Annotated in this window: 20 protein-coding genes and 1 pseudogene; 7 read left to right on the forward strand and 14 right to left on the reverse strand. The window is 72.7% G+C overall.

All coding sequences use genetic code 11. The annotated features are described in order from the left end of the window. Nucleotides 1-822 (reverse strand): annotated as a pseudogene (locus ACFVGY_RS33215) (hypothetical protein); the annotation flags it as partial. A 77-nt stretch (nucleotides 823-899) separates the two neighbouring features. Beyond that, a complete protein-coding gene (gene nucS, locus ACFVGY_RS33220) occupies nucleotides 900-1,571 on the reverse strand; it encodes an endonuclease NucS (RefSeq protein WP_385684777.1) in 672 nt (223 codons plus the stop codon). 220 nt (nucleotides 1,572-1,791) lie between these two features. Here nucS and ACFVGY_RS33225 point away from each other — a divergent pair, with 220 nt between their 5' ends. Further along, nucleotides 1,792-2,184 carry an SCO5389 family protein gene (locus ACFVGY_RS33225; protein WP_360635747.1) on the forward strand — a complete coding sequence of 131 codons (393 nt, stop codon included), beginning with the start codon at nucleotides 1,792-1,794 and terminating at the stop codon, nucleotides 2,182-2,184. A 207-nt stretch (nucleotides 2,185-2,391) separates the two neighbouring features. On the opposite strand, the gene ACFVGY_RS33230 is transcribed toward ACFVGY_RS33225, so the two are convergent. Continuing rightward, on the reverse strand, nucleotides 2,392-3,411 hold the full coding sequence (locus ACFVGY_RS33230) for an LLM class flavin-dependent oxidoreductase (protein WP_385684780.1): 1,020 nt from the start codon (nucleotides 3,409-3,411) through the stop codon (nucleotides 2,392-2,394). A 241-nt stretch (nucleotides 3,412-3,652) separates the two neighbouring features. On the opposite strand from ACFVGY_RS33230, the gene ACFVGY_RS33235 reads away from it, so the two are divergent. Further along, a complete protein-coding gene (locus ACFVGY_RS33235) occupies nucleotides 3,653-4,000 on the forward strand; it encodes an ATP/GTP-binding protein (protein WP_385684783.1) in 348 nt (115 codons plus the stop codon). Between the two features lie 33 nt (nucleotides 4,001-4,033). Here the strand turns inward: ACFVGY_RS33235 and ACFVGY_RS33240 are convergent, their stop codons facing one another. From ACFVGY_RS33240 to mce, 7 genes are all read right to left on the reverse strand, one after another. Continuing rightward, entirely contained in the window at nucleotides 4,034-4,915 is an 882-nt protein-coding gene (locus ACFVGY_RS33240; protein ID WP_385684786.1) for an ABC transporter permease, read from the reverse strand. Next, nucleotides 4,912-6,039: an ABC transporter ATP-binding protein gene (locus tag ACFVGY_RS33245; protein ID WP_385684789.1), complete on the reverse strand. Its 1,128-nt coding sequence runs from the start codon at nucleotides 6,037-6,039 to the stop codon at nucleotides 4,912-4,914. The genes ACFVGY_RS33240 and ACFVGY_RS33245 overlap by 4 nt, the downstream gene beginning before the upstream one ends. Before the next feature lie 203 nt (nucleotides 6,040-6,242). Then, nucleotides 6,243-7,019, reverse strand: a complete 777-nt coding sequence (locus ACFVGY_RS33250; RefSeq protein ID WP_385684792.1) for an ABC transporter permease subunit — start codon at nucleotides 7,017-7,019, stop codon at nucleotides 6,243-6,245. Between the two features lies 1 nt (nucleotide 7,020). Next, nucleotides 7,021-8,046 carry an ABC transporter ATP-binding protein gene (locus ACFVGY_RS33255; RefSeq protein ID WP_385684794.1) on the reverse strand — a complete coding sequence of 342 codons (1,026 nt, stop codon included), beginning with the start codon at nucleotides 8,044-8,046 and terminating at the stop codon, nucleotides 7,021-7,023. Nucleotides 8,047-8,218: 172 nt separating this feature from the next. Further along, nucleotides 8,219-9,157 carry a cellulose-binding protein gene (locus ACFVGY_RS33260; RefSeq protein ID WP_385684797.1) on the reverse strand — a complete coding sequence of 313 codons (939 nt, stop codon included), beginning with the start codon at nucleotides 9,155-9,157 and terminating at the stop codon, nucleotides 8,219-8,221. Between the two features lie 197 nt (nucleotides 9,158-9,354). Next, nucleotides 9,355-13,884: a polarized growth protein Scy gene (scy, locus tag ACFVGY_RS33265; RefSeq protein ID WP_385684800.1), complete on the reverse strand. Its 4,530-nt coding sequence runs from the start codon at nucleotides 13,882-13,884 to the stop codon at nucleotides 9,355-9,357. A 645-nt stretch (nucleotides 13,885-14,529) separates the two neighbouring features. Beyond that, nucleotides 14,530-14,979, reverse strand: a complete 450-nt coding sequence (gene mce, locus ACFVGY_RS33270; RefSeq protein WP_385684803.1) for a methylmalonyl-CoA epimerase — start codon at nucleotides 14,977-14,979, stop codon at nucleotides 14,530-14,532. 137 nt (nucleotides 14,980-15,116) lie between these two features. On the opposite strand from mce, the gene ACFVGY_RS33275 reads away from it, so the two are divergent. The 3 genes from ACFVGY_RS33275 (at nucleotide 15,117) to ACFVGY_RS33285 (ending at nucleotide 17,601) form a co-directional block, all read left to right on the forward strand. Then, nucleotides 15,117-16,319, forward strand: coding sequence for an acetyl-CoA C-acetyltransferase (locus tag ACFVGY_RS33275; RefSeq protein WP_385684806.1), 1,203 nt, complete (start codon nucleotides 15,117-15,119; stop codon nucleotides 16,317-16,319). A gap of 86 nt (nucleotides 16,320-16,405) precedes the next feature. Beyond that, nucleotides 16,406-17,365: a methylmalonyl Co-A mutase-associated GTPase MeaB gene (gene meaB, locus ACFVGY_RS33280; protein ID WP_385684809.1), complete on the forward strand. Its 960-nt coding sequence runs from the start codon at nucleotides 16,406-16,408 to the stop codon at nucleotides 17,363-17,365. Between the two features lie 161 nt (nucleotides 17,366-17,526). Continuing rightward, nucleotides 17,527-17,601, forward strand: coding sequence for a 50S ribosomal protein bL37 (locus tag ACFVGY_RS33285; RefSeq protein ID WP_099895366.1), 75 nt, complete (start codon nucleotides 17,527-17,529; stop codon nucleotides 17,599-17,601). Nucleotides 17,602-17,761: 160 nt separating this feature from the next. On the opposite strand, the gene ACFVGY_RS33290 is transcribed toward ACFVGY_RS33285, so the two are convergent. The 4 genes from ACFVGY_RS33290 to ACFVGY_RS33305 form a co-directional block, all read right to left on the reverse strand. Then, entirely contained in the window at nucleotides 17,762-18,265 is a 504-nt protein-coding gene (locus tag ACFVGY_RS33290; RefSeq protein ID WP_385684848.1) for a MarR family winged helix-turn-helix transcriptional regulator, read from the reverse strand. 63 nt (nucleotides 18,266-18,328) lie between these two features. Continuing rightward, nucleotides 18,329-19,141 (reverse strand): AIM24 family protein, encoded by an 813-nt coding sequence (locus ACFVGY_RS33295; protein WP_385684812.1) that lies wholly within the window; start codon nucleotides 19,139-19,141, stop codon nucleotides 18,329-18,331. Continuing rightward, entirely contained in the window at nucleotides 19,138-19,788 is a 651-nt protein-coding gene (locus ACFVGY_RS33300) for an AIM24 family protein (protein ID WP_179173249.1), read from the reverse strand. Before ACFVGY_RS33300 ends, ACFVGY_RS33295 begins: the two co-directional genes overlap by 4 nt. Continuing rightward, nucleotides 19,788-20,426 (reverse strand): AIM24 family protein, encoded by a 639-nt coding sequence (locus tag ACFVGY_RS33305; protein WP_385684815.1) that lies wholly within the window; start codon nucleotides 20,424-20,426, stop codon nucleotides 19,788-19,790. Before ACFVGY_RS33305 ends, ACFVGY_RS33300 begins: the two co-directional genes overlap by 1 nt. A 164-nt stretch (nucleotides 20,427-20,590) precedes the next feature. Between ACFVGY_RS33305 and ACFVGY_RS33310 the strand changes: the two genes are divergently transcribed. Next, nucleotides 20,591-20,956, forward strand: coding sequence for a DUF3817 domain-containing protein (locus ACFVGY_RS33310; protein ID WP_385684818.1), 366 nt, complete (start codon nucleotides 20,591-20,593; stop codon nucleotides 20,954-20,956). Beyond that, the gene (locus tag ACFVGY_RS33315) at nucleotides 20,953-21,243 is read left to right on the forward strand and encodes an MTH1187 family thiamine-binding protein (RefSeq protein WP_385684821.1); all 291 of its coding nucleotides are present in this window, start codon (nucleotides 20,953-20,955) and stop codon (nucleotides 21,241-21,243) included. The genes ACFVGY_RS33310 and ACFVGY_RS33315 overlap by 4 nt, the downstream gene beginning before the upstream one ends. Nucleotides 21,244-21,278: the final 35 nt, after the last annotated feature.

The following is a 21,278-nucleotide window of genomic DNA, read 5'->3' on the forward strand; positions in this document are numbered from 1 at the left end:
CCGCGCCGGCGCGCGGCCGGCGCCCCCGCCCGCCACACACAGCCCCCCCCCGCGCCCGCCGCGGCGGCGCCGGCCCCCCCCCCCCGCGGCCCGGTCCGTGTCCCCGACCGTCGCCCGGCCCGCGGCGGCGGCGCCGCCCGCGTCCGAGGCGGTGACGGCGGCGCTGTCCGCGTCGGAGGCGGTCACCACCGCCCTGCCCGCGACCGGGGCGGCGACCACCGCGGTACCGGTGATCCGCCGGAGCGTGGCGCCGACCAGCCTGTCCGAGGTGTTCGAGGAGGCCTTCCCGCTCGACCCGAAGCCGGCCGCGCCGACGCGCCCGGTCCCGCCGGCGCTCATACCGCCCCGCCCCGCGCCGCGCCCGGCCCGGCAGCGACGCAAGCCGGTGCTGCTCGCGGCCGCCGGAGTCCTGGCCGCGGTGGTGCTGGGCACGGTGGTGGGTCTGGCGATGACCCCGTCCGAGCCGGAGGAGTCCGGCAGCGGTCCGGTGACCCAGTCGACCCCCGCCCCGGCCGAGCCGGGCACGACGAGCACCGGAGGGAACGATCCTGCACCGGAGCCGGGGACCTCCGAGCCGGCCGCCGTGCAGTCCGGGCCCGCCCGGCCCGGCCAGAGCGCGGCCCCGGCCGCGTCGGGTTCCGCTGCTCCCTCGCGCCGGCCCTCCTCAGCGGTACCGACGCCGCAGACGCCCTCGTCGGCGAAGCCGACGGCCACGTCCCAGGCCCCGAGCCCGACCGCCACGCCGTCCCCGTCGCAGTCCCCGGCCCCGACCCCGACGGTCACCACGACCACCGGTCCCGCCGGGACCGGACCGGCCGCCACGCCCTAGTGACCTGAGTCGGCCCAGCGGCGACGGCCGGAGCGGTGCGACCGCCGCCGAGCGGTCTCGGGGAAGCCGCTCAGAACAGCCGGAGCTTGTCGTCCTCGATGCCGCGCAGGGCGTCGTAGTCCAGCACGACGCACTCCATGCCGCGGTCCGTGGCCAGCACGCGCGCCTGCGGCTTGATCTCCTGGGCCGCGAACACGCCCCGGACCGGGGCCAGGTGCGGATCGCGGTTCAGCAGCTCCAGGTAGCGCGTCAGCTGCTCGACGCCGTCGATCTCGCCGCGGCGCTTGATCTCGACCGCCACCGTCGCCCCGTCGGAGTCCCGGCACAGGATGTCGACCGGGCCGATGGCCGTCATGTACTCGCGGCGGATCAGGGTGTAGCCCTCGCCCAGCGTCTCGATGCGGTCGGCCAGCAGCTCCTGGAGGTGCGCCTCGACGCCGTCCTTGATGAGGCCGGGGTCGACGCCGAGCTCGTGGGAGGAGTCGTGGAGGACTTCCTCCATGGTGATGATGAGCTTCTCGCCCGCCTTGTTGACGACGGTCCAGACGCCGGCCTCGTCCCCGGTCCCCTCCTTGAGGGTGCACGGCGGCGACATCCAGTTGAGCGGTTTGTACGCCCGGTCGTCCGCGTGGATGGAGACACTGCCGTCAGCCTTCACGAGGATCAGACGGGGTGCCGAGGGCAGATGGGCGGTGAGCCGGCCCGCGTAGTCGACGGAGCAGCGGGCAATGACGAGACGCATGGTCGGCAACGCTACTCGACCGACCCGCCTCCACGCGATTCGCCCCCGAAAGCCCCGTTCGCCGATGGCGCGTTGTATGCGCATTCTCCTGGTGCGGCACCCGGTGGGCGCCTACCGTGGAAGCGGGAGGTCGTCGAGCGTGCACACTGCGTCGCCGGTCTCCTTCCCTGCCCGTAAGACTCCGGCTACCCAGAGGGCCGGGGTCGCGAGAGGAGAACCCATGTCGCTCGACGTCTCACCGGCCCTACTCGAACAGGCCGAGCGAGGCGAGGTCGACGAAGCCGCCTTCGTCGACTGCGTCCGGACCTCCCTGCCCTTCGCATGGGAGATGATCAGCTCGCTCGTGGCACAGCTGAAGGTGGACGGCGGGGACTTCGCCGACAACCAGACGCCGCCGCCCGACGAGCACGCGCGCGGGCAGCTGCTGCGCGCGCTCGCGAGCGACGCGATACGGGGTGCGCTGCAGCGGCACTTCGGGGTGCGCCTGGCCTTCCAGAACTGCCACCGCGTGGCGGTGTTCCCGCTGGACGCGTCCGCGGACGACCGGCTCGCCAGGTTCACGTCGGTCCGCGCCCAGCTGCTCAACCAGTCGCCGGAGCTGCGGGACTGCTAGCCCGGCGGACGGCCCGACCGGCCCGACCCGTGTCGCAGCGGCCCGCGTGACCGGCCCCGGCCCCGCGCCGGCCCGACCTGCACGACCGTACTCTTGCTGCCGCTCCGTATCGGGGGAGGTGCCACGGATACCGGAGCGGCAGCCAGGCAAGGAAGGTAGGCCGGCGCCAGGACCCGCGCCGGGTGCGGGCCCGGGCCGCCGGAGGCCTCAGCCGATGCGGGGCAGCACCTCGGTACCCAGGCGCCGTACGTTCTCCTCGGTCGCGGCGAGGTCGCCCGAGCCCTCCATCAGCAGGGCGAACCGCGTGATGCCGGTCCGCTCCGCAGTCGCGGCCAGCCGGTCCGCCGCCCGCCGCGGGGTGCCCACCGGGTGCAGGTCGCAGAGCAGCTCGGTATAGGCGACGGGGTCCCGCATCGCGCGCACGCGGCCGTCCACCGTCACGTGCGCCTCCAGGCCCTGCTTCAGCCAGCCCGGCATCGCCTTCGCCAGGGTCTCGCGCGCGTCCGCGGTGCGGTCCGCGAGCTGGCACACGCCCGCCGACACGTGGGGGGCGTGCGGGTCGTGGCCGGCAGCGGCGGCCGTGCGGCGGTAGAGCGCGACCATGGCCGTCTTCTCCTCGTCCCCGCAGTGCATGCCCAGCAGCATCGGCAGCCCCCGCTCCGCGGCCAGTCGCACCGACGCGGGGGAGGTGCAGGCGACGATCACTTCCGGTCCGGATCCGTCCCCGTCCAGCGCCTCCGCCGGGCGCGGTACGACGGCCACCCGGCGAAAGACGTGCCGCTCGCCGAGGGCGGACACCCTCGGCTCGGTCAGCCAGCGCCGGAGCAGGTCCAGGTCCTCGGGGAAGCCGTTCTCGTACGCGCGCAGGCCGGCGCCGAAGACCTCCAGGTCCACCCAGGGGCCGCCCCGGCCCACCCCGAGGGTGAACCGGCCGCCCGAGGTGAGGTGCAGCAGCGCCGCCTGTTCACCGAGGGCCACCGGGTGCGTGTTCGGCAGCACGCTCACGGCCGTGCCGACCCGCAGCCGCCGCGTCCGGCCCAGCAGCAGGGCCGCGAGGGTCACCGCCGAGGGGCACACCCCGTACGGGACGAAGTGGTGCTCGGCGAGCCACACGGAGTCGAGCCCGGCCTCCTCCGCCACCTCCGCCGTGCGCACCGCCCGGTGCAGCGTCTCCCCCTGACCCTGGCCCGGGAACTGGGCCGCCACTACAAACGCTCCTACGCGCATCGCCTTAGCCTCCTCGTTGGCTGACGCGGCCTCCCCCAGGTGCGACCGGTGCTTGTGTTGGCAACAACGTCTGACACGTGCCAAAGGCACGGCCTGACAGGAAAGTTATTGGGATAGTCAGGCCAGTCGCCCTCGGTGGGCGGTCCGTCCCCGGCCTCTCTCCGCCACCCTGCGTGGAGGCGCCCCCGCTGCGCGTAGTCTGGGAGAAAGTCACTGCCGTCCGCCCATTCGTGAGGTATACGTGTCACCGCGCCACAACCGCCCCAAGGGCGGCGGGAAGTCAGCCGGCCGTGCGGCGGAGGGCTCCGGCCCCGGTCCGGCGGCAGCCGACCGGTTCGGGCTGGAGCGCACCGAGGAGTACCTCGGCGAGGAGTGGAAGGTCCGGCACGTCGCGGGCGCGAGCGCGGTGGGCAAGCGCTACCGCTGCCCGGGGTGCGACCAGGAGATCCCCTCCGGCACCCCGCACCTGGTGGCCTGGCCGGAGTACGGCGGTGTGGACGACCGCCGGCACTGGCACAAGGCCTGCTGGAACGCGAAGGACCGCCGCACCACACGGGTGCAGCGGTCCAGGAACGCCCCCAAGTACTGACAGCCCCCCGATCCTCACGGGCAGCCGGCGGTCCTACACGTCGCGGCGGCCGACGAGCACGTACGAGCCGGCCACCGCGGCCCCCGTCACGAGCAGGATCAGCACCACGTGGGACCAGTCGCTCGGGAGCCGCTCCCCCTCGATCCCGTTGGGCACGCCGAACAGCTGCATCAGCGCGACCGGGGCGTTGTACTCGAGGATCGTGCGGCCGATCGGGGCCAGGCGCTCCCAGGTGGTCAGCATCCCCCCGGCGACCGGCGGGACGGTGACCAGCGCCAGCATCAGGGTGATGGCCCCGGCGGAGTGCCGCAGCATCGCGCCGACGGCGAGGCCGAGGACCCCGAGGAGGGTGACGTAAGCGCAGCCGGCCAGGGCGTGGGCCCACTCCCCGACGCCGTGCTGGCTGCCGATGCCGTCGCGCAGGATCAGGGAGGCGAACCCGACCACCGCGACCGAGCCGGCGATGGCGGCGAAGGCGACGCCGGCGAAGACGAGGTACTTCGCGGTGAGCACGCGGGCGCGGCCGGGTGCTGCGGTGAAGGTCGTCCGGATCAGCCCGGTCCCGTACTCGGAGGTGATGGTCAGGACGCCGAGCGCCATCACGGCGACCTGGCCGATCAGCAGCCCGAACAGGGCGGGCGCGGTCGCCGGCGTGAGCGCGTCGTCGGTGTCGCGGATCTCGATGACGGCGAGCAGTCCGATGCCGACGACGAGCACGACGAGGGAGCCGAGCGTGAACAGAGTGGAGCGCACCGAGACCAGCTTGGTCCACTCCGAGGCGAGGGCGTGGCCCAGGTGCGGCCGGGGCGTGGGCAGCGGCGAGACGTAGCTCTCCCGCACGGCCGCCGGACGGTCCTCCAGCTGGTCCTCCAGCTGGTCCTTCGGCTGGTCCGCGGTCGACGTGGGGCCGGTCATCGGGTGTCCTTGCGCGTGTCCGAGGGGGCGTTGTTGGCGGTGGCGGCGAGCTCGCCGGGGCTACTGGGCATCAGGAAGGGCTTGCCGCCCGCACCGGGCGGCGGGGGAGCGAAGAAACCGTCCTGCGGGACCTCGGGCGCCGCGGGCTCGTCCTCCCAGACGGGCAGGGCCAGCGGGTCGGGCTCCCACAGCTCCGCCCGCGGGTCCTCGGTGGAGGTGTACTCGACGGAGGACTGGGTCAGCCGCATGTACGCCTCCTCCAGCGAGGCCCGGTGCGGGGACAGCTCCCACAGCCGTACGCCGGCCTCGTGGGCGAGGTCCGAGATCTGCGGCAGCTCCAGGCCGGTCACCCGCAGCGCCCCGTCGGCCTCCTGGAGCACCCGCCCGCCCGCCCTGGTCAGCGCCCCCGCCAGCGTGTTCCGGCCATCCGCGGCCGGTCCGGCCGCGCGGACCCGCGCGAATCCGGCCGAGTTGCGGGCGATGAACTCCTGGGTGCCCAGGTCGGCCAGGAGCCGGCCGCGGCCGATCACGATGAGGTGGTCGGCGGTCAGGGCCATCTCGCTCATCAGGTGCGAGGAGACGAAGACGGTGCGGCCTTCGGCGGCGAGCCGGCGCATGAGGTTGCGGACCCAGAGGATGCCCTCGGGGTCGAGCCCGTTGACCGGCTCGTCGAAGAGGAGCACCTGGGGGTCGCCGAGCAGGGCGGTGGCGATGCCGAGCCGCTGGCCCATGCCGAGGGAGAAGCCCTTCGTGCGCTGCCGGGCCACGTCCTGGAGGCCGACCACGGCCAGCACCTCGTCCACCCGGCGTTCGGGGATGCCGGACAGCTGGGCGATGGAGAGCAGGTGCGTGCGGGCCCGGCGGCCGCCGTGCACGGCCTTGGCGTCGAGGAGGGCCCCGACGTGCCGCTGGGCGTTGGGCAGCTCGCGGAAGGGGTGGCCGTTGATCGTGACGTGGCCGGACGTGGGCCGGTCCAGGCCGAGGATCATGCGCATGGTGGTGGACTTGCCGGAGCCGTTGGGGCCCAGGAAGCCGGTCACGTGACCTGGCCTGACCTGGAAGGACAGCTGGTCGACGGCGGTCTTGGCGCCGAAGCGCTTGGTCAGCCCGACTGCCTCGATCATTCCTCTGCCCCTTGCCCGGCGGACGGCTTTCGTCCGAGTTAAGGATTAAGAGGATATCGAGGAGGCTCCGGTTCCACCCCTGGCCGATCCCTGAGCTGTCCCTGACCCCGACCCGGGGAAGACCCGTAGTACGGGGGATGTCCGCCCTGAGGCGGATCATGAAGCGGGGTCCGTCTTGAGACGGACCCCACATCACGGCGCCGTCAGGCGTCGCGGTTCTTCAGCATGAGGAAGCCCCCGACCACCGCGGCGAGCGCCCACGCGACCATGATCGCGAACCCGCCCCACGGGCCGTACGGCGGCTCGCTGCCGTCCAGCGTGACCTGGACCGTCTGCATGATCGTGCTGCCGGCCGTGTTCGGGAGGTACTCGGCGACCTTCCGGGTGGCGTCGACGGAGCTCAGGATCGGCGAGATGAGGAAGAAGAGCGGCAGCAGGATGCCGAGGGCCAGCATCGAGCTGCGCAGGATCATCGTCATGCCCATGGAGAACAGTGCCAGCACGGCCATGTACAGACCGGCGCCGACCACCGCGCGCAGCACGTTGGGCTCCCCGATGGCGATGCTGTGCTCGCCGAGGAGGGCCTGTCCGACGAAGAAGGACAGGAAGCTGGTGACCAGGCCCACGACGAGGGCGAGGGCGGTGGCCGCGGTCAGCTTGCCGGCCAGGAAGCTGCCGCGGCGCGGCACGGCGGCGAGCGAGGTGCGGATCATGCCGGTGCTGTACTCGGTGCCGACGACCAGGACGCCGAAGACGATGACGGCGGCCTGGCCGAGGGTCATGCCGGCGAAGCTGGCCATGGTCGGGTCGAAGGTGAGCTGCTGCTCCTTCGGCATGTCCTCGAACGTGGAGTTGAGGAAGCCGCACAGCAGGGCGCTCAGGCCGACCGTGACCACGAGGGCGGACGCCAGGGTCCAGAGGGTCGAGGCGACGGTACGGATCTTGGTCCACTCGGACTGGAGGATCGCGGGGAAGGACATGTCACCGCCCGCCCTTGCGGTCGGCCTCGTAGCCGGCGCCCCACGCGGGGGCGTCGACCGCCGGGACCCGGTTGTCGGCGGCGGCGCCCGGGCCCGGCAGTGCCGCGCCGGGGGCGCCCGGGGCATGGGCGTGGTACTCGACCGAGTCCGCCGTCATGCGCATGAACGCTTCCTCCAGTGAAGCCCGCTGCGGGCTGAGTTCGTGCAGCACGATGCCGTGCTGGGCGGCCAGTTCGCCGAGCTGCTCGGAGGCGGCCCCGTCGATCTCCAGCGCGCCGCTGTCCGGAACGGCGACCGCGGTGATTCCGGCCTGGTGCAGGACGTCCTTGAGCTGCTCCTGCTGCGGCGAGCGCAGCCGGACGAAGCTGCGGGAGTTCTGGTGAATGAAATCGGCCATAGACATATCGGCCAGCAGTCTGCCTTGGCCGATCACGATCAAATGGTCCGCCGTCAGCGACATTTCGCTCATCAGGTGCGAGGAGACGAAGACAGTCCGCCCCTCGGAGGCGAGCCCCTTCATCAGATTGCGGATCCAGAGAATTCCCTCCGGGTCCAGACCGTTGACGGGCTCGTCGAACATCAGGATTTCCGGATCACCGAGCAGTGCAGCGGCGATTCCCAGCCGCTGGCCCATTCCGAGCGAAAACCCTTTCGATTTCTTCTTCGCCACGGGCGTCAGCCCGACGAGATCCAACACTTCGCCCACCCGGCTCGTCGGGATCCGGTTGGACTGGGCGAGGCAGAGCAGGTTGTTGTACGCACTGCGACCGCCGTGCATGGCCTTCGCGTCCAGCAGTGCACCGATGTGCTTCAACGGCTCCGACAGGTCCCGGTAGTGCGCTCCATTGATCCTGACCGTCCCGCTCGTCGGGTTGTCGAGGTCGAGCATCATGCGCATGGTCGTCGACTTGCCCGCCCCGTTGGGGCCGAGGAAGCCGGTCACCACCCCCGGTCTGACCTGGAAGCTGAGGTGGTCGACGGCGGTCTTCGCGCCGAATCGTTTGGTAAGGGCCTCAAGCTCGATCATGCGGCTCACGCTAGAACGCCAGAGGGCCCCACGCCACCTCGAAAGGGTGACAAGGGGCCCTCTTGTATGACGTTTCGCTACCAGCGAGTAGACGGCGCGTCAATCGCCTGTGCGCGGGCGGCATGCGGTAGCACGCGCGCCGCGGCGCCGGGCCGCACCGGCCGAGGCGTCGTCAGCGGCTCTGCTGTGCCGGCACGCCGCGGGAGACCGGCTCGTCGTCCATCGGGGAGCCGGCGGCGGCGACGGCCGCACCGGTCAGCGTCGCCAGCATCTCGCGGACGTTGGTCAGCTGGGCGTTGATCGAGTCGCGGCGGTTGGTGAGCGCCGCCAGCTCGCGCTCCGACTCGCTGCGGATGCGGTCCGCCTTGGCGTTGGCGTCGGCGACGATGTCCTCGGCCTGGCGCTGCGCGGTCTCCACCGTCTGGCGGGCCCGGCGCTCGGCGTCCGTACGCAGCTTCTCGGCCTCCAGGCGCAGCTGCTCCGCGCGGTGCTCGATCTCCGCGAGGCGCTTCTCCGCCTTGGCCTGACGCGAGGCCAGGTCGCGCTCGGACTGCTCGCGGCGCTTGGCCAGGTTCGTCTCGAAGTCGGCGGCGGCCTGGGCGGCCTTGGCGCGGGTCTCCTCGAACAGCGCGTCGGCCTCCTCGCGCTTGGAGGCGGCGTCCTTCTGGGCCTCGGCGCGCAGGGTCGCGGCGTCCCCCTTGGCCTTCTCGACGATGCGGACGCCCTCGTCCTCCGCCTTCGCCTTGCGGTCGGCCGCGAACGACTCGGCGTCGTTGCGCACCTGCTGGGCCGCCGACTCGGCCAGCTCACGGTGCTGCTCGGCCGCGCGCCGGGCCTCCTCGCGCAGGTCCTTGGCCTCCTCCTCCGCCAGCCGCAGGATCTTCTCGACCCGGGCGCCGAGTCCCGCGTACGAGGGCTCCGCCTCGCTCACCTGGGCCTGGGCGTTCTGCGTTTCGAGGTGCAGTTCCTCGATCCGCTTTTCCAAGGCACTGATTCGTCCAAGGGCGCTGTCGCGGTCGGAGACCAGCTTGGTGATGCGGTCGTCCACCTGACCGCGGTCGTAACCACGCCGCACGAGCTCGAAGCCGAAGGGGGAGGATGTGTCGCTCATGGGGTTCCTGTCGATGAGACCGATGAGGTGCTACGTGAGGTGTTAAGGGGAATCCTAGGCGCCCGAGCGGCGTGTCATCGAGTCAATCCCAGTTTGATCTGGACAATGACACCCCTTTTGAGTGGCAAGGCGGCAGAATGCTTGTCACCCGTTCGCCTGAACCTTCATCAGGTGCACACAATCCGTCCCCGTGTGGGCTACTCAGACGACTTGCCACCCGAACGAGTGGAACCCGCACCGGCACCGGCCTTCACGCCCCCCGGGCCCTGGCTACCGATCGAAGGCTTTCCACCCGAAGGCGCCTCGAATGATTCCAACGCCTCAAGAACGTCCTGGACACGGGAGATCTCCGCCTGGATGTCCTCCCGCCTGCGCACCAGGACCTCCAGCTCGCGCCGGCCCTCCTCGACGATCCGCTCGGCCTCCTCCTTGGCCTCCGCCAGGGCGGCCTCCGCCAGCCGCGACAGCTCGGCCTTCTTCTGCTCCGCCTCCTTCAGCAGCGCCTCCGCCTTGCGGACCGCCGCGATGCGCACCTTGCTCGCCTCACTGCTCGCGTCCGACACCAGGGCCTTGGCCTTCGCCTCGGCCTCCTCGCTCTGCTCGGTCGCCGCGCGCACCAGCTTGTCCACGCGCTCGCCGGCCGACTTCATCTGCTCGGCCGTCTCCCGGCGGGCCCGCTCGTGCAGCTCCTCGATCTCGCCCTCGACGCGGGAGCGCAGCTCCTCCGCCCGCTCCCTTATGGCGGCGGCGTCCGAACGCGCGCCGACCAGCAGCTCGTCCGCGTCCGTACGGGCCTTCTCCACCAGGGAGTTGCCCTCGACGGTGGCCTCGGCGGCGATCCGCTTCGCCTCCTTGCGGGCGGCGTCGACCATCTGGTCGGCCTGCTCCTCCGCACCCGTCGTCGCGGCCACGGCCTGCGCCTGCGCGTCCGCGATGAGCTTGTCCGCCTCGGCCGCCGCCTCACTGATGAGCCGGTCCACCTGCTCCGCGGCCTCGGTACGCCGCTTGCCGGCCTCCTCGCGCGCCTCGTCCAGCAGCTGCTCGGACTCCTCGCGCGCCGAGGTCAGGGTGCGCTCCGCCGCCGCGACCGCGTCCGCCTTGGCCCGGTCGGCCTCCGAGCGGGTGCGCGCCGCGTGCTCCTGCGCCGAGGACAGCGCCTCCGAGGCCTCGGCGCGCAGCCGCTCGGCCTCCGCCGCGGCCTCGCCGACCGTGCGCTCGTTGTCCCGGCGGGTCTGCGCGGTGAGCTGGTCCGCCTCGGCCGCCGCCTCCGTGATGAGCCGGTCCGCCTGCTCGGCGGCCTCCGTACGCAGCCGGTTGGCCTCCGCACGCGCGTCGTCCAGGGTCTGCTCGGACTCCCGCTCGGCGCTCTCCAGGGTCTCGGCCGCCGCGGCCGTGACCCGGTCCGCCTCAGCGGTGGCGTCGCCGACGATCCGGCCGCCCTCCGCGCGGGCGTCCTCCAGGACCTGCGTCGCCTCGGTGCGCAGCCGCTCGGCCTCCTCGGCCGCCTCGCCGACCGTCAGCTCGTTGGCCGCGCGCACCTCGTCGACCAGGCGGTCGCCCTCGTTGCGGGCGTCGACCAGGACGCGGGCCGCGTCCCGCTCGGCCGCGGCCATCGTGTCGGCCGCCTGCCGGGTGAGCTTGTCGGCCTTCGCCTTCGCCTCGTCGAGCGCCTTCGCGGTCGCCGCGCGCGTCTCCTCCGTGAGGCGCTCCGCCTCGGACACGGCCTCGGTGACGAGCCGGTCCGCCTGCTCTGCGGCCTCCGTGCGCAGCCGGTTGGCCTCCGACCGGGCCTCGTCCAGGACGCCCGCGGCCTCGACGCGGGTGGCCTCCGCCGCTTCCTCGGCCTCGGTCGTGAGGCGCTCCGCCTCCGCGGTCGCCCCGGTCACGGTGGCCTCGTTGGCCGCGCGCGTCTCCTCGGTGATCCGCTCGGCCTCGGCCGTCGCGTCCTCGACGATCCGTGCACCCTCGGCGCGCGAGGCCTCCAGCGCCTCCCCGGCCTCACCGCGGATCCGGTTGGCGTCGCCGCGGGCGTCGGCCCGGGTGCGGGCGGCGTCCCGCTCCGCCGCGGCCAACGCGTCCGTGGCCTCCGTACGCACCCGCTGGGCGTACTCGGCGGTGTCGGTGCGCAGCTGCTCCGCCTCGGTGATCGCGTCCGCGACCGTCCGCTCTGCCAGCGCCTTCGCCGCATCCGTCTCGGTGCGCGCCTCGGTGCGGATCCGGTCGGCGTCCGCGGTCGCCCGCTCGCGCTCCTCGTAGGCGTCGGTGCGGACGCGGGCGGCCTCCTCCTCGGCCTCCGTCCGGGTGCGCTCCGCCGCGTGCTCGGCGGCGCTGCGCAGCCCGGCGATCTCCTCCTCGGCCTCCTCGCGCAGCCCGGACACGGAGTCCCGCACCTGCTGGGCGGTGGCCTCCGCCGCCGACACCAGCTCGGCCGCGCGCCGCTCCGCCTCCTCGGTCAGGCGGGCCGCCTCGGCCTGCGCCTCCTCCGTGCGCTTGCGGGCCGCGGCCAGCAGCTCCTCGCTCTGCTCGCGGGCCTGCGCCCGCTCGCTGTCCGCGTCGGTGCGCGCCGACGCCAGCGTCTCCTCGGCCTCCCGGCGGCGCCGCGCGGACTCCTCCTGCGCGGCGGCCAGCGCCTCGGCCGCCTCCTCGGCGACCCGCTCGGCGGCGGCCTTCGCCTCGGCGCGCAGCCGGGCCGCCGTCTCCTGGGCCTCCGTACGCACCCGCTCGGCCTCGGTCTCGGCCTCGGTGCGCAGCCGTACGGCCACCTGCTCGGCCTCGGCCCGCGCCCGCCCGGCGTCGTCCGCCGCCTCGGTGCGCAGCCGGTCGGCCTCCGCCTCCGACTGCTCCCGCAGGCTGCGGATGCGCTCCGCCGCCTCGGTGCGCAGCCGGTCGGTCTCCTCCGCGGCCTCGCGGCGGATGGCCTCGGCCGCGCCGCGGGCGTCGCGCAGCGTCTGCTCGGCCGTGGCCAACCGGCCCTCGGCCTCCGCGTGCAGGCGGGTGAGTTCCTCCTCGGCCTCGGCGCGCTTGCCGGCCAGGGCCTGCTCGGTCTCCTCGCGCCGGGCGCGGGCCGCGGCGTCCGCCTCGGCGCGCACCGCCTCGGCCCGCTCCTCGGCCTCGGTGCGCAGCCGCTCGGCCTCGGTGCGGGTCCGCTCCAGGGTCTCCTCGGCCTGCCGGCGCAGGGTGGTGGCCCGCTCGACGGCCTCCGCGCGCACCCGCTCGCTCTCGGCGGTCGCCCCGGCGCGCAGCTCGTCCGCGTCCGCCTTGGCCTTGCCGAGCAGCTCCTCGGCGGTCTTGGCCGCCTCCTCGATCTGCTGGACCGCCTCGCGACGGGCCTCGCCGCGGATCCGCTCGCCCTCGGCCACGGCCTCGGCGCGCAGCTGCTCCGCCTCGCCGCGCAGCCGCCGTGCCTCCTCCTGGAGTTGGACGGTGCGGGCCCGGTACTCCTCGGTGTCGTCCTTCGCGGCGCCCTTGAGCTCGGCGGCGACGTCCGCGGCCTGGGCGCGCAGCCGCTCCGCCTCGGCCTCTGCCTCGCGGCGGATCCGCTCGGCCTCCTCGGACGCGGCCCGGGTCGTGGCCTGCGCGTTCTCCGACGCCTTGGTCAGCATCTCCTCGGCCGTGCGGGCGGCCTTCGCCAGCTGGGCGGCCGTGTCCTCGGCCGCCGCGGCACGGGCCTGCTCGGCGGCCTCGGCGCGCTGCCGCTCCACGTCGGCGCGGGCGTCGGCGAGCACCTGCTCGGCCTCGGCCTTGAGGGTCTCGGCCTCCTTGGTGGCCTCGCCCACCAGCCGGGCGACCTGCTCCTTGGCGGTGCGCGTGCGCTGCTCGTTGACGGACTCCGCCGAGGTCAGCTGCCGGGCGGCGCTCTCCTTGGCCTCGGCGAGGACGCGCTCCGCCTCGGCGCGCGCCTCGCGCAGGGCCCCGTCGGCCTCCTGGACCCGCTGTTCGGCGACACGGCCGAGGTCCAGGGTCTGCTGCCGGGTCTGCTCGGCCTCGGCGGTGCTCGCCGAACGCAGCCGCTCCGCGTGCTCGGTGGCCTCCTGGGCCTGCGTCGAGGCGGCGGTCAGCAGCCGCTCCGCCTCCTTGCGGGCGCGCAGCAGCGTCGCCTCGGCCTCGGCACGCGTGGCCTCGGCGTCGGCGGCCAGGCGGCGGCGGGTCTCCTCGGCGACGCGGGCGGCCTCGGCCCGGGCGGCGTTCAGGGACTGCTCGGCCTCGGCACGGGACTCGTCCATGAGCCGGCGGGCCTGGGACTCCGTACGGGCGCGCAGCTGTTCGGCCCAGGCGACGTTCTCGTTGACGTGCGCCTCGACGGTCTGGCGGCGCTCGTTGAGCTCCTGGTCCAGCCGCTGGCGGCGGTTGACGGCCTCGGCGTGCAGCTCGGCCTGGAGCCGGGCCTGGTGCTCGGCGTGCTCCTGGAGGATGCGCTGCGTCTGCGCCCGGGCCTCGCGCAGCTCGCGCTCGGCGTCCGAACGCATCTGGTCCGCCTGGATCTGGGCATTGCGCAGCAGCTGCTCCGCCTGATATCCCATGTCCGCGCCGTCGTACGCGGGGCGGGACGCGAGCGCGCGCCGCACCTCGTGCAGCTTCGCGCGCAGGACCTCGACCTGGTAGCCGAGGTCCTCGGCGTGCTGGACGGCTTTTCCGCGCTCCTTCTTGAGCCGCTCCATCTCCGCTTCGAAGAGCGAGAGATGATCGGCCTCAGCCTGAAGGCTCTCCTGGCTTTCGTAGCCCCGCACAGCGCGGTCCCATCCGTCCCCTGGTCGCAAGCTCACTCCCAAATGAGCACCGTCCGCCCGCTGAACGGCGCCCCCGGGGGAATGGTGTCAGATACCCGGGCAGGGGTCACAGGCCCCGACCCCGTCTGAAGCACCGAACCCCGGCCGAGCCATGGCCACTCTACCGGCCGGGGAATGGGGACATCAGTGCGTGCTTCCACTGATCCCGGACCCGGTGGGCTGTCAGGTCCCTCCTCGGGTCACGGCAGGGACGGTCCGGGTCGGGGGGAAGGCCCCTTGAGGGTGGATTTGCGATGTTCGAATGCACGCATCCCGGGGCGCAGCCGGTGTTTCCGGTGCACATCCGGCCGTGCAGGTCACGCTGTTGCCGGCGCCCCGGCAGGGGCCGGGGTCCGCCGCGGGCTTCCGGCCTGCAACGGGGCCGCGCCCCGGTGCCGGTGCGGCGCCCGGCCGGAAGGCCCTGCGGACACCGCTCGGCATGTGAGGAAAAGACCTGCAGAGCGTACGCGGCCCTGCGGGACGCGAGTGCGAACACCGCCACCACGGGTGACGCGGCCGGCCGGAGGCGGACGGCGCACCACCGCCGGTGACGCGGCCGTCCGCGAACTCCGGGACGTCAGGGCCGGCCGGCCGCCGCAGGGCCGGTCAGTCGTCGTGCCCGGCGTGCGACTCGTCCGGGCGGGAGGTGACCAGCTCGGTGAGGACGCCGTGGCAGTCCTTGGGGTGCAGGAAGGTGATCGAGGAGCCCATCGAGCCCCGGCGGGGCTCGTCGTACAGCACCCGGACGCCCTTGCCGCGGATGGCCTCGGAGTCGCCGCGGACGTCCTCGGTGCCGAAGGCGATGTGGTGCACGCCCTCGCCGTTCTTGGCCAGCCACTTGCCGACCGCGGAGTCCTCGCGGGTGGGCTCCAGCAGCTGGAGGTAGGAGGCGCCGCCGTCGGAGGTCTCGTTGATCTTGAGCATGGCCTCGCGGACGCCCTGCTCCTCGTTGACCTCGGTGTGGAACACCTCGAAGCCGTACGTGGCACGGTAGAACTCGACGGTCTTGTCCAGGTCGAAGCAGGCGATCCCGATGTGGTCGATTCTTGTCAGCATGGAACCAGTGGACCGCTGCGGGAGGCGGTCACGCAACGTGCCAGCGATCACACCGACTGCCCGATGACGGCGCGGGTACCGCTCAGTACATTCAGGTAAACCCTCGTTCACTCCTCATCCTCAAGGGGCTGTGCTCCATGTCCGGAACGAACAACACCACGTCCGTGATCGTCGCCGGGGCCCGCACGCCCATGGGGCGGCTGCTCGGCTCGCTGAAGTCCTTCTCGGGTGCCGAGCTCGGCGGGATCGCCATCAAGGCCGCTCTGGAGCGGGCCGGCATCACCGGCGACCAGGTCCAGTACGTGATCATGGGCCAGGTGCTGCAGGCCGGCGCGGGCCAGATCCCGGCCCGCCAGGCCGCCGTCAAGGCCGGCATCCCGATGAACGTGCCCGCCCTGACGGTCAACAAGGTCTGCCTCTCCGGCCTCGACGCGATCGCGCTGGCCGACCAGCTCATCCGCGCCGGGGAGTTCGACGTCGTCGTCGCGGGCGGCCAGGAGTCCATGACCAACGCCCCGCACCTGCTGCCGAAGTCCCGCGAGGGCTTCAAGTACGGCGCGATCGGCATGCTCGACGCGATGGCGTACGACGGCCTCACCGACGCCTTCGAGAACATCGCCATGGGCGAGTCCACCGAGAAGCACAACGCCCGCCTCGGCATCGAGCGCGCCCCGCAGGACGAGTTCGCCGCCGGCTCCCACCAGCGCGCCGCCGCCGCCCAGAAGAACGGCGTCTTCGAGGCCGAGATCACCCCGGTCGAGATCCCGCAGCGCAAGGGCGACCCGGTCCTGTTCACCCAGGACGAGGGCATCCGCCCGGAGACCACGGTGGAGTCCCTGGCCAAGCTGCGCCCGGCCTTCGCCAAGGAGGGCACCATCACCGCCGGCACCTCCTCGCAGATCAGCGACGGCGCGGCCGCCGTGGTCGTGATGAGCAAGGCCAAGGCCGAGGAGCTGGGCCTGGAGTGGATCGCCGAGATCGGCGCCCACGGCAACGTGGCCGGTCCGGACAACTCCCTGCAGTCGCAGCCCTCGAACGCGATCCTGCACGCCCTGAAGAAGGAGGGCCTGGAGGTCTCCGACCTGGACCTCATCGAGATCAACGAGGCCTTCGCGGCGGTCGCCGTGCAGTCAATGAAGGACCTGGGCGTGACCCCGGAAAAGGTGAACGTCAACGGCGGTGCCATCGCCCTGGGCCACCCGATCGGCATGTCCGGCGCCCGCGTGGTGCTGCACCTGGCGCTGGAGCTCCAGCGCCGCGGCGGCGGCGTCGGCGCGGCCGCGCTGTGCGGCGGCGGCGGCCAGGGCGACGCCCTGATCGTCCGGGTCCCCCAGGCCTAGTACACCCTGCCCGTACCCGGCGCGCCGTGCCGGGTACGGGCGCATCCGCATCCGCATCCGCGGCGAGAACGAGGAGCGCAGCACGTATGACGGTGGACGTCCCCCAGCTGGTGGCCCAGGCGCGTGACGGCAGGCCGAGAGCGGTGGCCCGGCTGATCTCGCTGGTCGAGGGGGCGTCCCCGCAGCTGCGCGAGGTGATGGCGGCGCTGGCCCCGCTGACGGGCGGGGCGTACGTGGTGGGCCTGACGGGCTCGCCGGGCGTCGGCAAGTCGACCTCCACCTCGGCGCTGGTCTCGGCGTACCGCAGGGCGGGCAAGCGGGTCGGCGTGCTCGCCGTCGACCCGTCCTCGCCGTTCTCCGGGGGTGCGCTGCTCGGTGACCGGGTGCGCATGTCGGACCACGCCTCCGACCCGGGCGTGTACATCCGCTCGATGGCCACCCGCGGCCACCTGGGCGGCCTGGCCTGGGCGGCCCCGCAGGCGATCCGGGTGTTGGACGCGGCCGGCTGCGACGTGATCCTGGTCGAGACGGTCGGCGTCGGGCAGTCGGAGGTGGAGATCGCCTCCCAGGCCGACACCTCCGTGGTCCTGCTGGCCCCCGGGATGGGCGACGGGATCCAGGCCGCGAAGGCGGGCATCCTGGAGATCGGCGACGTGTACGTGGTCAACAAGGCCGACCGGGACGGCGCCGACGCTACCGCCCGGGAGCTGAACCACATGCTGGGCCTGGGCGAGGCGCGCGGGCCCGGCGACTGGCGGCCGCCCATCGTCAAGACGGTCGCGGCGCGCGCCCAGGGCGTCGACGAGCTGGTCGAGGCGCTGGAGAAGCACCGGGCCTGGATGGACGAGCACGGGGTGCTGGCCGAGCGGCGGGCCGCGCGGGCCGCGCGCGAGGTGGAGACCATCGCCGTGACCTCGCTGCGGGCCCGGATGGCCGACGTGCACGGGGACGCCCACCTGGGGGCCCTGGCGGCACGGGTGGCGCAGGGCGAGCTCGACCCGTACGCGGCCGCGGACGCCCTGCTGGCCACCCTCACGGAGGGCTGACCGGCCACCCTCACGGAGGGCTGAGGTGGCGCACGGAGGGCCGGGGCCGTTTTCCCGGGGCTCACCCGTGCGGCCGCGGGCTCCCTGCGGGGCGCATGGGCCGAACGTAGACTGACGACGCCCGGAATGCCCCGATAACAGCCCATTGAGGGAGTGGCGTCATGGCGAAGCGCGGCAACAAGAAGCGAGCGCGCAAGAAGAAGAAGGCCAACCACGGGAAGCGCCCCAACGCCTGACCGCGGCCCCGGCCGGAACCCACAGGAGCCGCCCCCCCGTGACGGGGTGCGGCTCCTGTGGTGTGTGATGCGTGCGGTACGTCCGATGCAGTGGTGCCGGCCGAGGCCGCTGATGCGCGGTCTACGCGCGATGACCACTACACCCGGGCGCGGGGCCGGATCAGCCCTTGCCGCGCTGGGTGCGCAGGTGCTCCGCGACGGGCTCCAGGGAGCTGCGCAGCGCCGCCAGGGCCTCCGGTGGCATCAGGTCGATGAAGTGTCGGCGGACGGACGCCACGTGGTGCGGGGCGACCTTCCGCATGAGCTCCATGCCCTCGTCCGTCAGGACGGCATACAGGCCCCGGCGGTCGGACTCGCAGTTCACGCGGACGACCAGGCCGGCGTTCTCCATCCGGGTGATCTGGTGGGACAGCCGGCTCTTGGACTGCAGTGTCGACGTCGCCAGATCGCTCATCCGCATCCGATGGTCCGCGGACTCCGAGAGGTTGACCAGGATCTCGTAGTCGTTGTTGGTGAGTCCGAAGGGCTGGAGATCCTTTTCCAGCTGGTGCATCAGCAGTCTGCTGACGTCCAGATGGGTCCGCCAGGTGCACTGCTCGGCGTCGGTAAGCCAGGGGGTCTCCCCGGACGGAGTCTGGGGGAGGGTGGCCGTCTCGGTCTCCATGGTCTCCATGAATGAACTCTACCTAAGAAGTTGAATGACGTACAAAATCGGGAAAGGTGACGATCACAGTCCGAAGCGCCGCTGGAGGTCCCCCAGCTGCCCCGGCATCCGGATGCCCAGCGCCTCCAGCTGCCCCGCGTGACCGTGGCCGCTGCCGCCGCCGGGAACGCCCGGCTCCGCGCCGACCGTCCCGATCGCCTGTTCCGCCATCAGTACCTCCGACGACTGCAGCAGCACCGTCCCGGCCCCGATGAACTCGAACTGGTGTTCCTCGCCCGAGGTGCCGCCGATGCCGGTCAGCGATCGCAGGCCGCCCAGGACGCCCGACATGTACCCGTGGTCGTAATGGTGGCAGGGGGACGGGCAGTCCGCCCAGCCGACGAGCGCCTGGGGGTCCACACGCAGCGGGGGTTCCATGAACACCACCGGTCCGTTGGACGCCGCCACGAACTTCCCGGTTCCGATCAACGTCAGGAAGCCCGGGACGATCGACTGCTTGAGGGAGAGGGACGGCTCGTAGGCCAGCAGGTTCCCCGACCGGATGGTCAGGTTGCCGTCATCGAGGTCGAACGAGTTCACGTCGAAGGCGCGGTCGGCCAGCAGCATCTTGCCCTGGCCCTGGGCCACGACCCAGTCGCCGGCGTGCAGCGGGGAGTGGAAGCTCGTGCGCAGCAGCCGGTCGAACCGGCCGTTGCCGATCCCGTCGAACTCGATGCGCCCGTAGTAGGCGATCATCTTGCCCTTCTGCAGGAACCACTGGTTCCCCTTGAGTTCCACGCAGAAGGTGTACGCGTTGACGTTGTCGTCGGAGGGCAGGGTGTACGGGTCGAAGACCGTCGGACCACCCGGCCCGCCGGTCACGGGACCAAAATTCACAGCTTCTCCTCCGAGGCCTGTACGTACACGGCACCCTGGCCCGACAGCTCCAGCTGGAACGCCTCGCCCGAGCCGCGCCCCACCATGTCGCGCCAGCCGAGCGCGGTGGAGAGCTTGTTCCTGACGTCCCCGTGGTGGGCCACGTACGCCTGCGGGTCGACGTGGACCGGCCGGTTCGGGGTGATGGGGAGCTCGATCACCCCGCCGTGCGCCATCACGGCCACCGATCCGTGGCCCTTGAGGGTGGTGGTGAACAGGCCCTGGCCCGTCACCTGGCCGCGCACCATGCCCATGACGCCCCCCTGCGAGCCCATGAACATGGTGCCCTGCTGGAGCGTGCCGTCGAACGCCAGGAGGCGGTCCGCCTCGACGTACAGGGTCTCGCCGGTCAGGTTGATGACCTGGACGTGGTGGCCGCCGTGGCCGAACATCACCGTGCCGCTGCCCTCGACCTCCATCAGCGGGGTCTGCTCGTTCGCCACCCGGCGCCCGATCATGCCCATGACGCCGCCCTGGCCGCCGGTCAGGCTCGGCGTGAAGGACACGCTGCCGCGGTACGCGAGCATCGCGCCCCGCTGGCTGTACATCTTCTGCCCCGGCACCACCTGGGCCTCGACCATCTTCGAGTTGATCTCGCGGAACGGCATCAGACGTCGCCCCCGATGGTGTTGCGCTCGCTGGGCTGCACGTACACCAGGCCCTCGCCCTCGAAACGGATCTGGAACGCCTCGCCCGAGCCCTCGCCGATCAGGGTGCGGAAGGTGACCCCCGACTGGAAGGACTGGCGCAGGTCGCCCGTGTGCGCGATGTACGCCCCCGGGTCCACGGACAGCGGGTACTGGGCACTGACCCGCAGCACCACGGCCGGGCCGTCCGACATGATCGCCGCCTGGCCGGTGCCCTCGACGGTCGTCGTGAACAGGCCGTTGCCGGTCGCGCCGCCGCGCAGGCCGGTGAAGCTGGTGCCGGTGCGCAGGGCCGCGTCCGTGCAGAGCAGGTTGCTGGACTCTACGTACAGCTTCTCGCCGCGCAAGTTGACGAGGTTGATCTCGCTCGCGCGGTCGGCGAAGAAGCAGGTGCCGTGCCCCTGCACCTCCATCACGGTCATCTGTTCACCCGTCAGGCGACGGGTCACCATGCCGCGGAGGCCTTCGCCACCGCCGGTCATCTTCTTGAAGGCCATCTGGCCGTCGTACGCAACCATGGAGCCGTTCTTCGCTTTCACGGCATCCCCGGTCAGGTCGACGGCGAGCACCTTGCTGCCTTGGAGTCGGAACTGAGCCACGGGATGACGTTAACGGCAGCGGGCGGAGGCGAACAGGGCCCCTGGGCGCGAGACCCGCGGCGGGACGCTCCCGGGGGCGGCCGCGGGAGGCCCCCCGGGTCAAGATCGGGCAAAGCGGCTGAGACACTGTACGGGCCCCGGACCCCCCGACCCGAAGGTTGAAGATGGACATCCAGACCGCCTCCGCCCTGCACCGGCTGCGCCTCATCTCCGTACCGGAGGCGCTGTCGTTCCCGGCCCTGCTGATCTTCGGTTCGCTGCTGAGCCGGATCTCGGACATCGACTACCTGATGATGCCGCTGGGTGCCCTGCACGGAATCCTGTTCCTCATCTACACGGTGTTGCTGCTGGACGCCTGGAGCAAGGCCAAGTGGCCGTTCAAGAAGGCCGCGCTGTTCTTCCTGCTCGCGGTGGTGCCGTTCGGCGGCCTGTACGGCGACAAGCTGCTCAAGCGCGAGGAGGCCGACAGCGTCATCGCGGCCCGGGCGCGCCGTGCGGAGGCCGGGGCGGGCGCCGGGGCCGACGCGTGATCGTCGCGTTCTCGGTGACTCCGCTGGGAGTCGGCGAAGAGGTCGGCGAGTACGTGGCCGAGGCGGTGCGGGTGGTGCGGGAGTCGGGGCTGCCGAACCGCACCGACGCGATGTTCACCTCCGTCGAGGGGGAGTGGGACGAGGTGATGGACGTCGTCCGGCGGGCCGTCGCCGCGGTCGAGGCGCGGGCGCCCCGGGTGTCGCTCGTCCTGAAGGCCGACATCCGGCCCGGGGTCACGGACGGCCTGACGTCGAAGGTGGCCACCGTGGAACGCCACCTGTCCTGACCCGCGGCCGCGAACCCCGAGGGTTCCGGGGCCGC

Source organism: Streptomyces sp. NPDC127106, assembly GCF_042677605.1.
GTDB lineage: Bacteria > Actinomycetota > Actinomycetes > Streptomycetales > Streptomycetaceae > Streptomyces.

Excerpts from the sequence above, each read along its gene's own strand:
- ACFVGY_RS33250 (WP_385684792.1), bottom strand. The coding sequence starts at position 7,019 with ATGTCCTTCCCCGCGATCCTCCAGTCCGAGTGGACCAAGATCCGTACC.
- ACFVGY_RS33225 (WP_360635747.1), top strand. The coding sequence starts at position 1,792 with ATGTCGCTCGACGTCTCACCGGCCCTACTCGAACAGGCCGAGCGAGGC.
- ACFVGY_RS33290 (WP_385684848.1), bottom strand. The coding sequence starts at position 18,265 with ATGGAGACCGAGACGGCCACCCTCCCCCAGACTCCGTCCGGGGAGACC.
- ACFVGY_RS33300 (WP_179173249.1), bottom strand. The coding sequence starts at position 19,788 with ATGCCGTTCCGCGAGATCAACTCGAAGATGGTCGAGGCCCAGGTGGTG.
- meaB (WP_385684809.1), top strand. The coding sequence starts at position 16,406 with ATGACGGTGGACGTCCCCCAGCTGGTGGCCCAGGCGCGTGACGGCAGG.
- ACFVGY_RS33245 (WP_385684789.1), bottom strand. The coding sequence starts at position 6,039 with ATGATCGAGGCAGTCGGGCTGACCAAGCGCTTCGGCGCCAAGACCGCC.
- mce (WP_385684803.1), bottom strand. The coding sequence starts at position 14,979 with ATGCTGACAAGAATCGACCACATCGGGATCGCCTGCTTCGACCTGGAC.
- nucS (WP_385684777.1), bottom strand. The coding sequence starts at position 1,571 with ATGCGTCTCGTCATTGCCCGCTGCTCCGTCGACTACGCGGGCCGGCTC.
- ACFVGY_RS33260 (WP_385684797.1), bottom strand. The coding sequence starts at position 9,157 with ATGAGCGACACATCCTCCCCCTTCGGCTTCGAGCTCGTGCGGCGTGGT.
- ACFVGY_RS33240 (WP_385684786.1), bottom strand. The coding sequence starts at position 4,915 with ATGACCGGCCCCACGTCGACCGCGGACCAGCCGAAGGACCAGCTGGAG.
- ACFVGY_RS33310 (WP_385684818.1), top strand. The coding sequence starts at position 20,591 with ATGGACATCCAGACCGCCTCCGCCCTGCACCGGCTGCGCCTCATCTCC.
- ACFVGY_RS33230 (WP_385684780.1), bottom strand. The coding sequence starts at position 3,411 with ATGCGCGTAGGAGCGTTTGTAGTGGCGGCCCAGTTCCCGGGCCAGGGT.
- ACFVGY_RS33275 (WP_385684806.1), top strand. The coding sequence starts at position 15,117 with ATGTCCGGAACGAACAACACCACGTCCGTGATCGTCGCCGGGGCCCGC.
- ACFVGY_RS33255 (WP_385684794.1), bottom strand. The coding sequence starts at position 8,046 with ATGATCGAGCTTGAGGCCCTTACCAAACGATTCGGCGCGAAGACCGCC.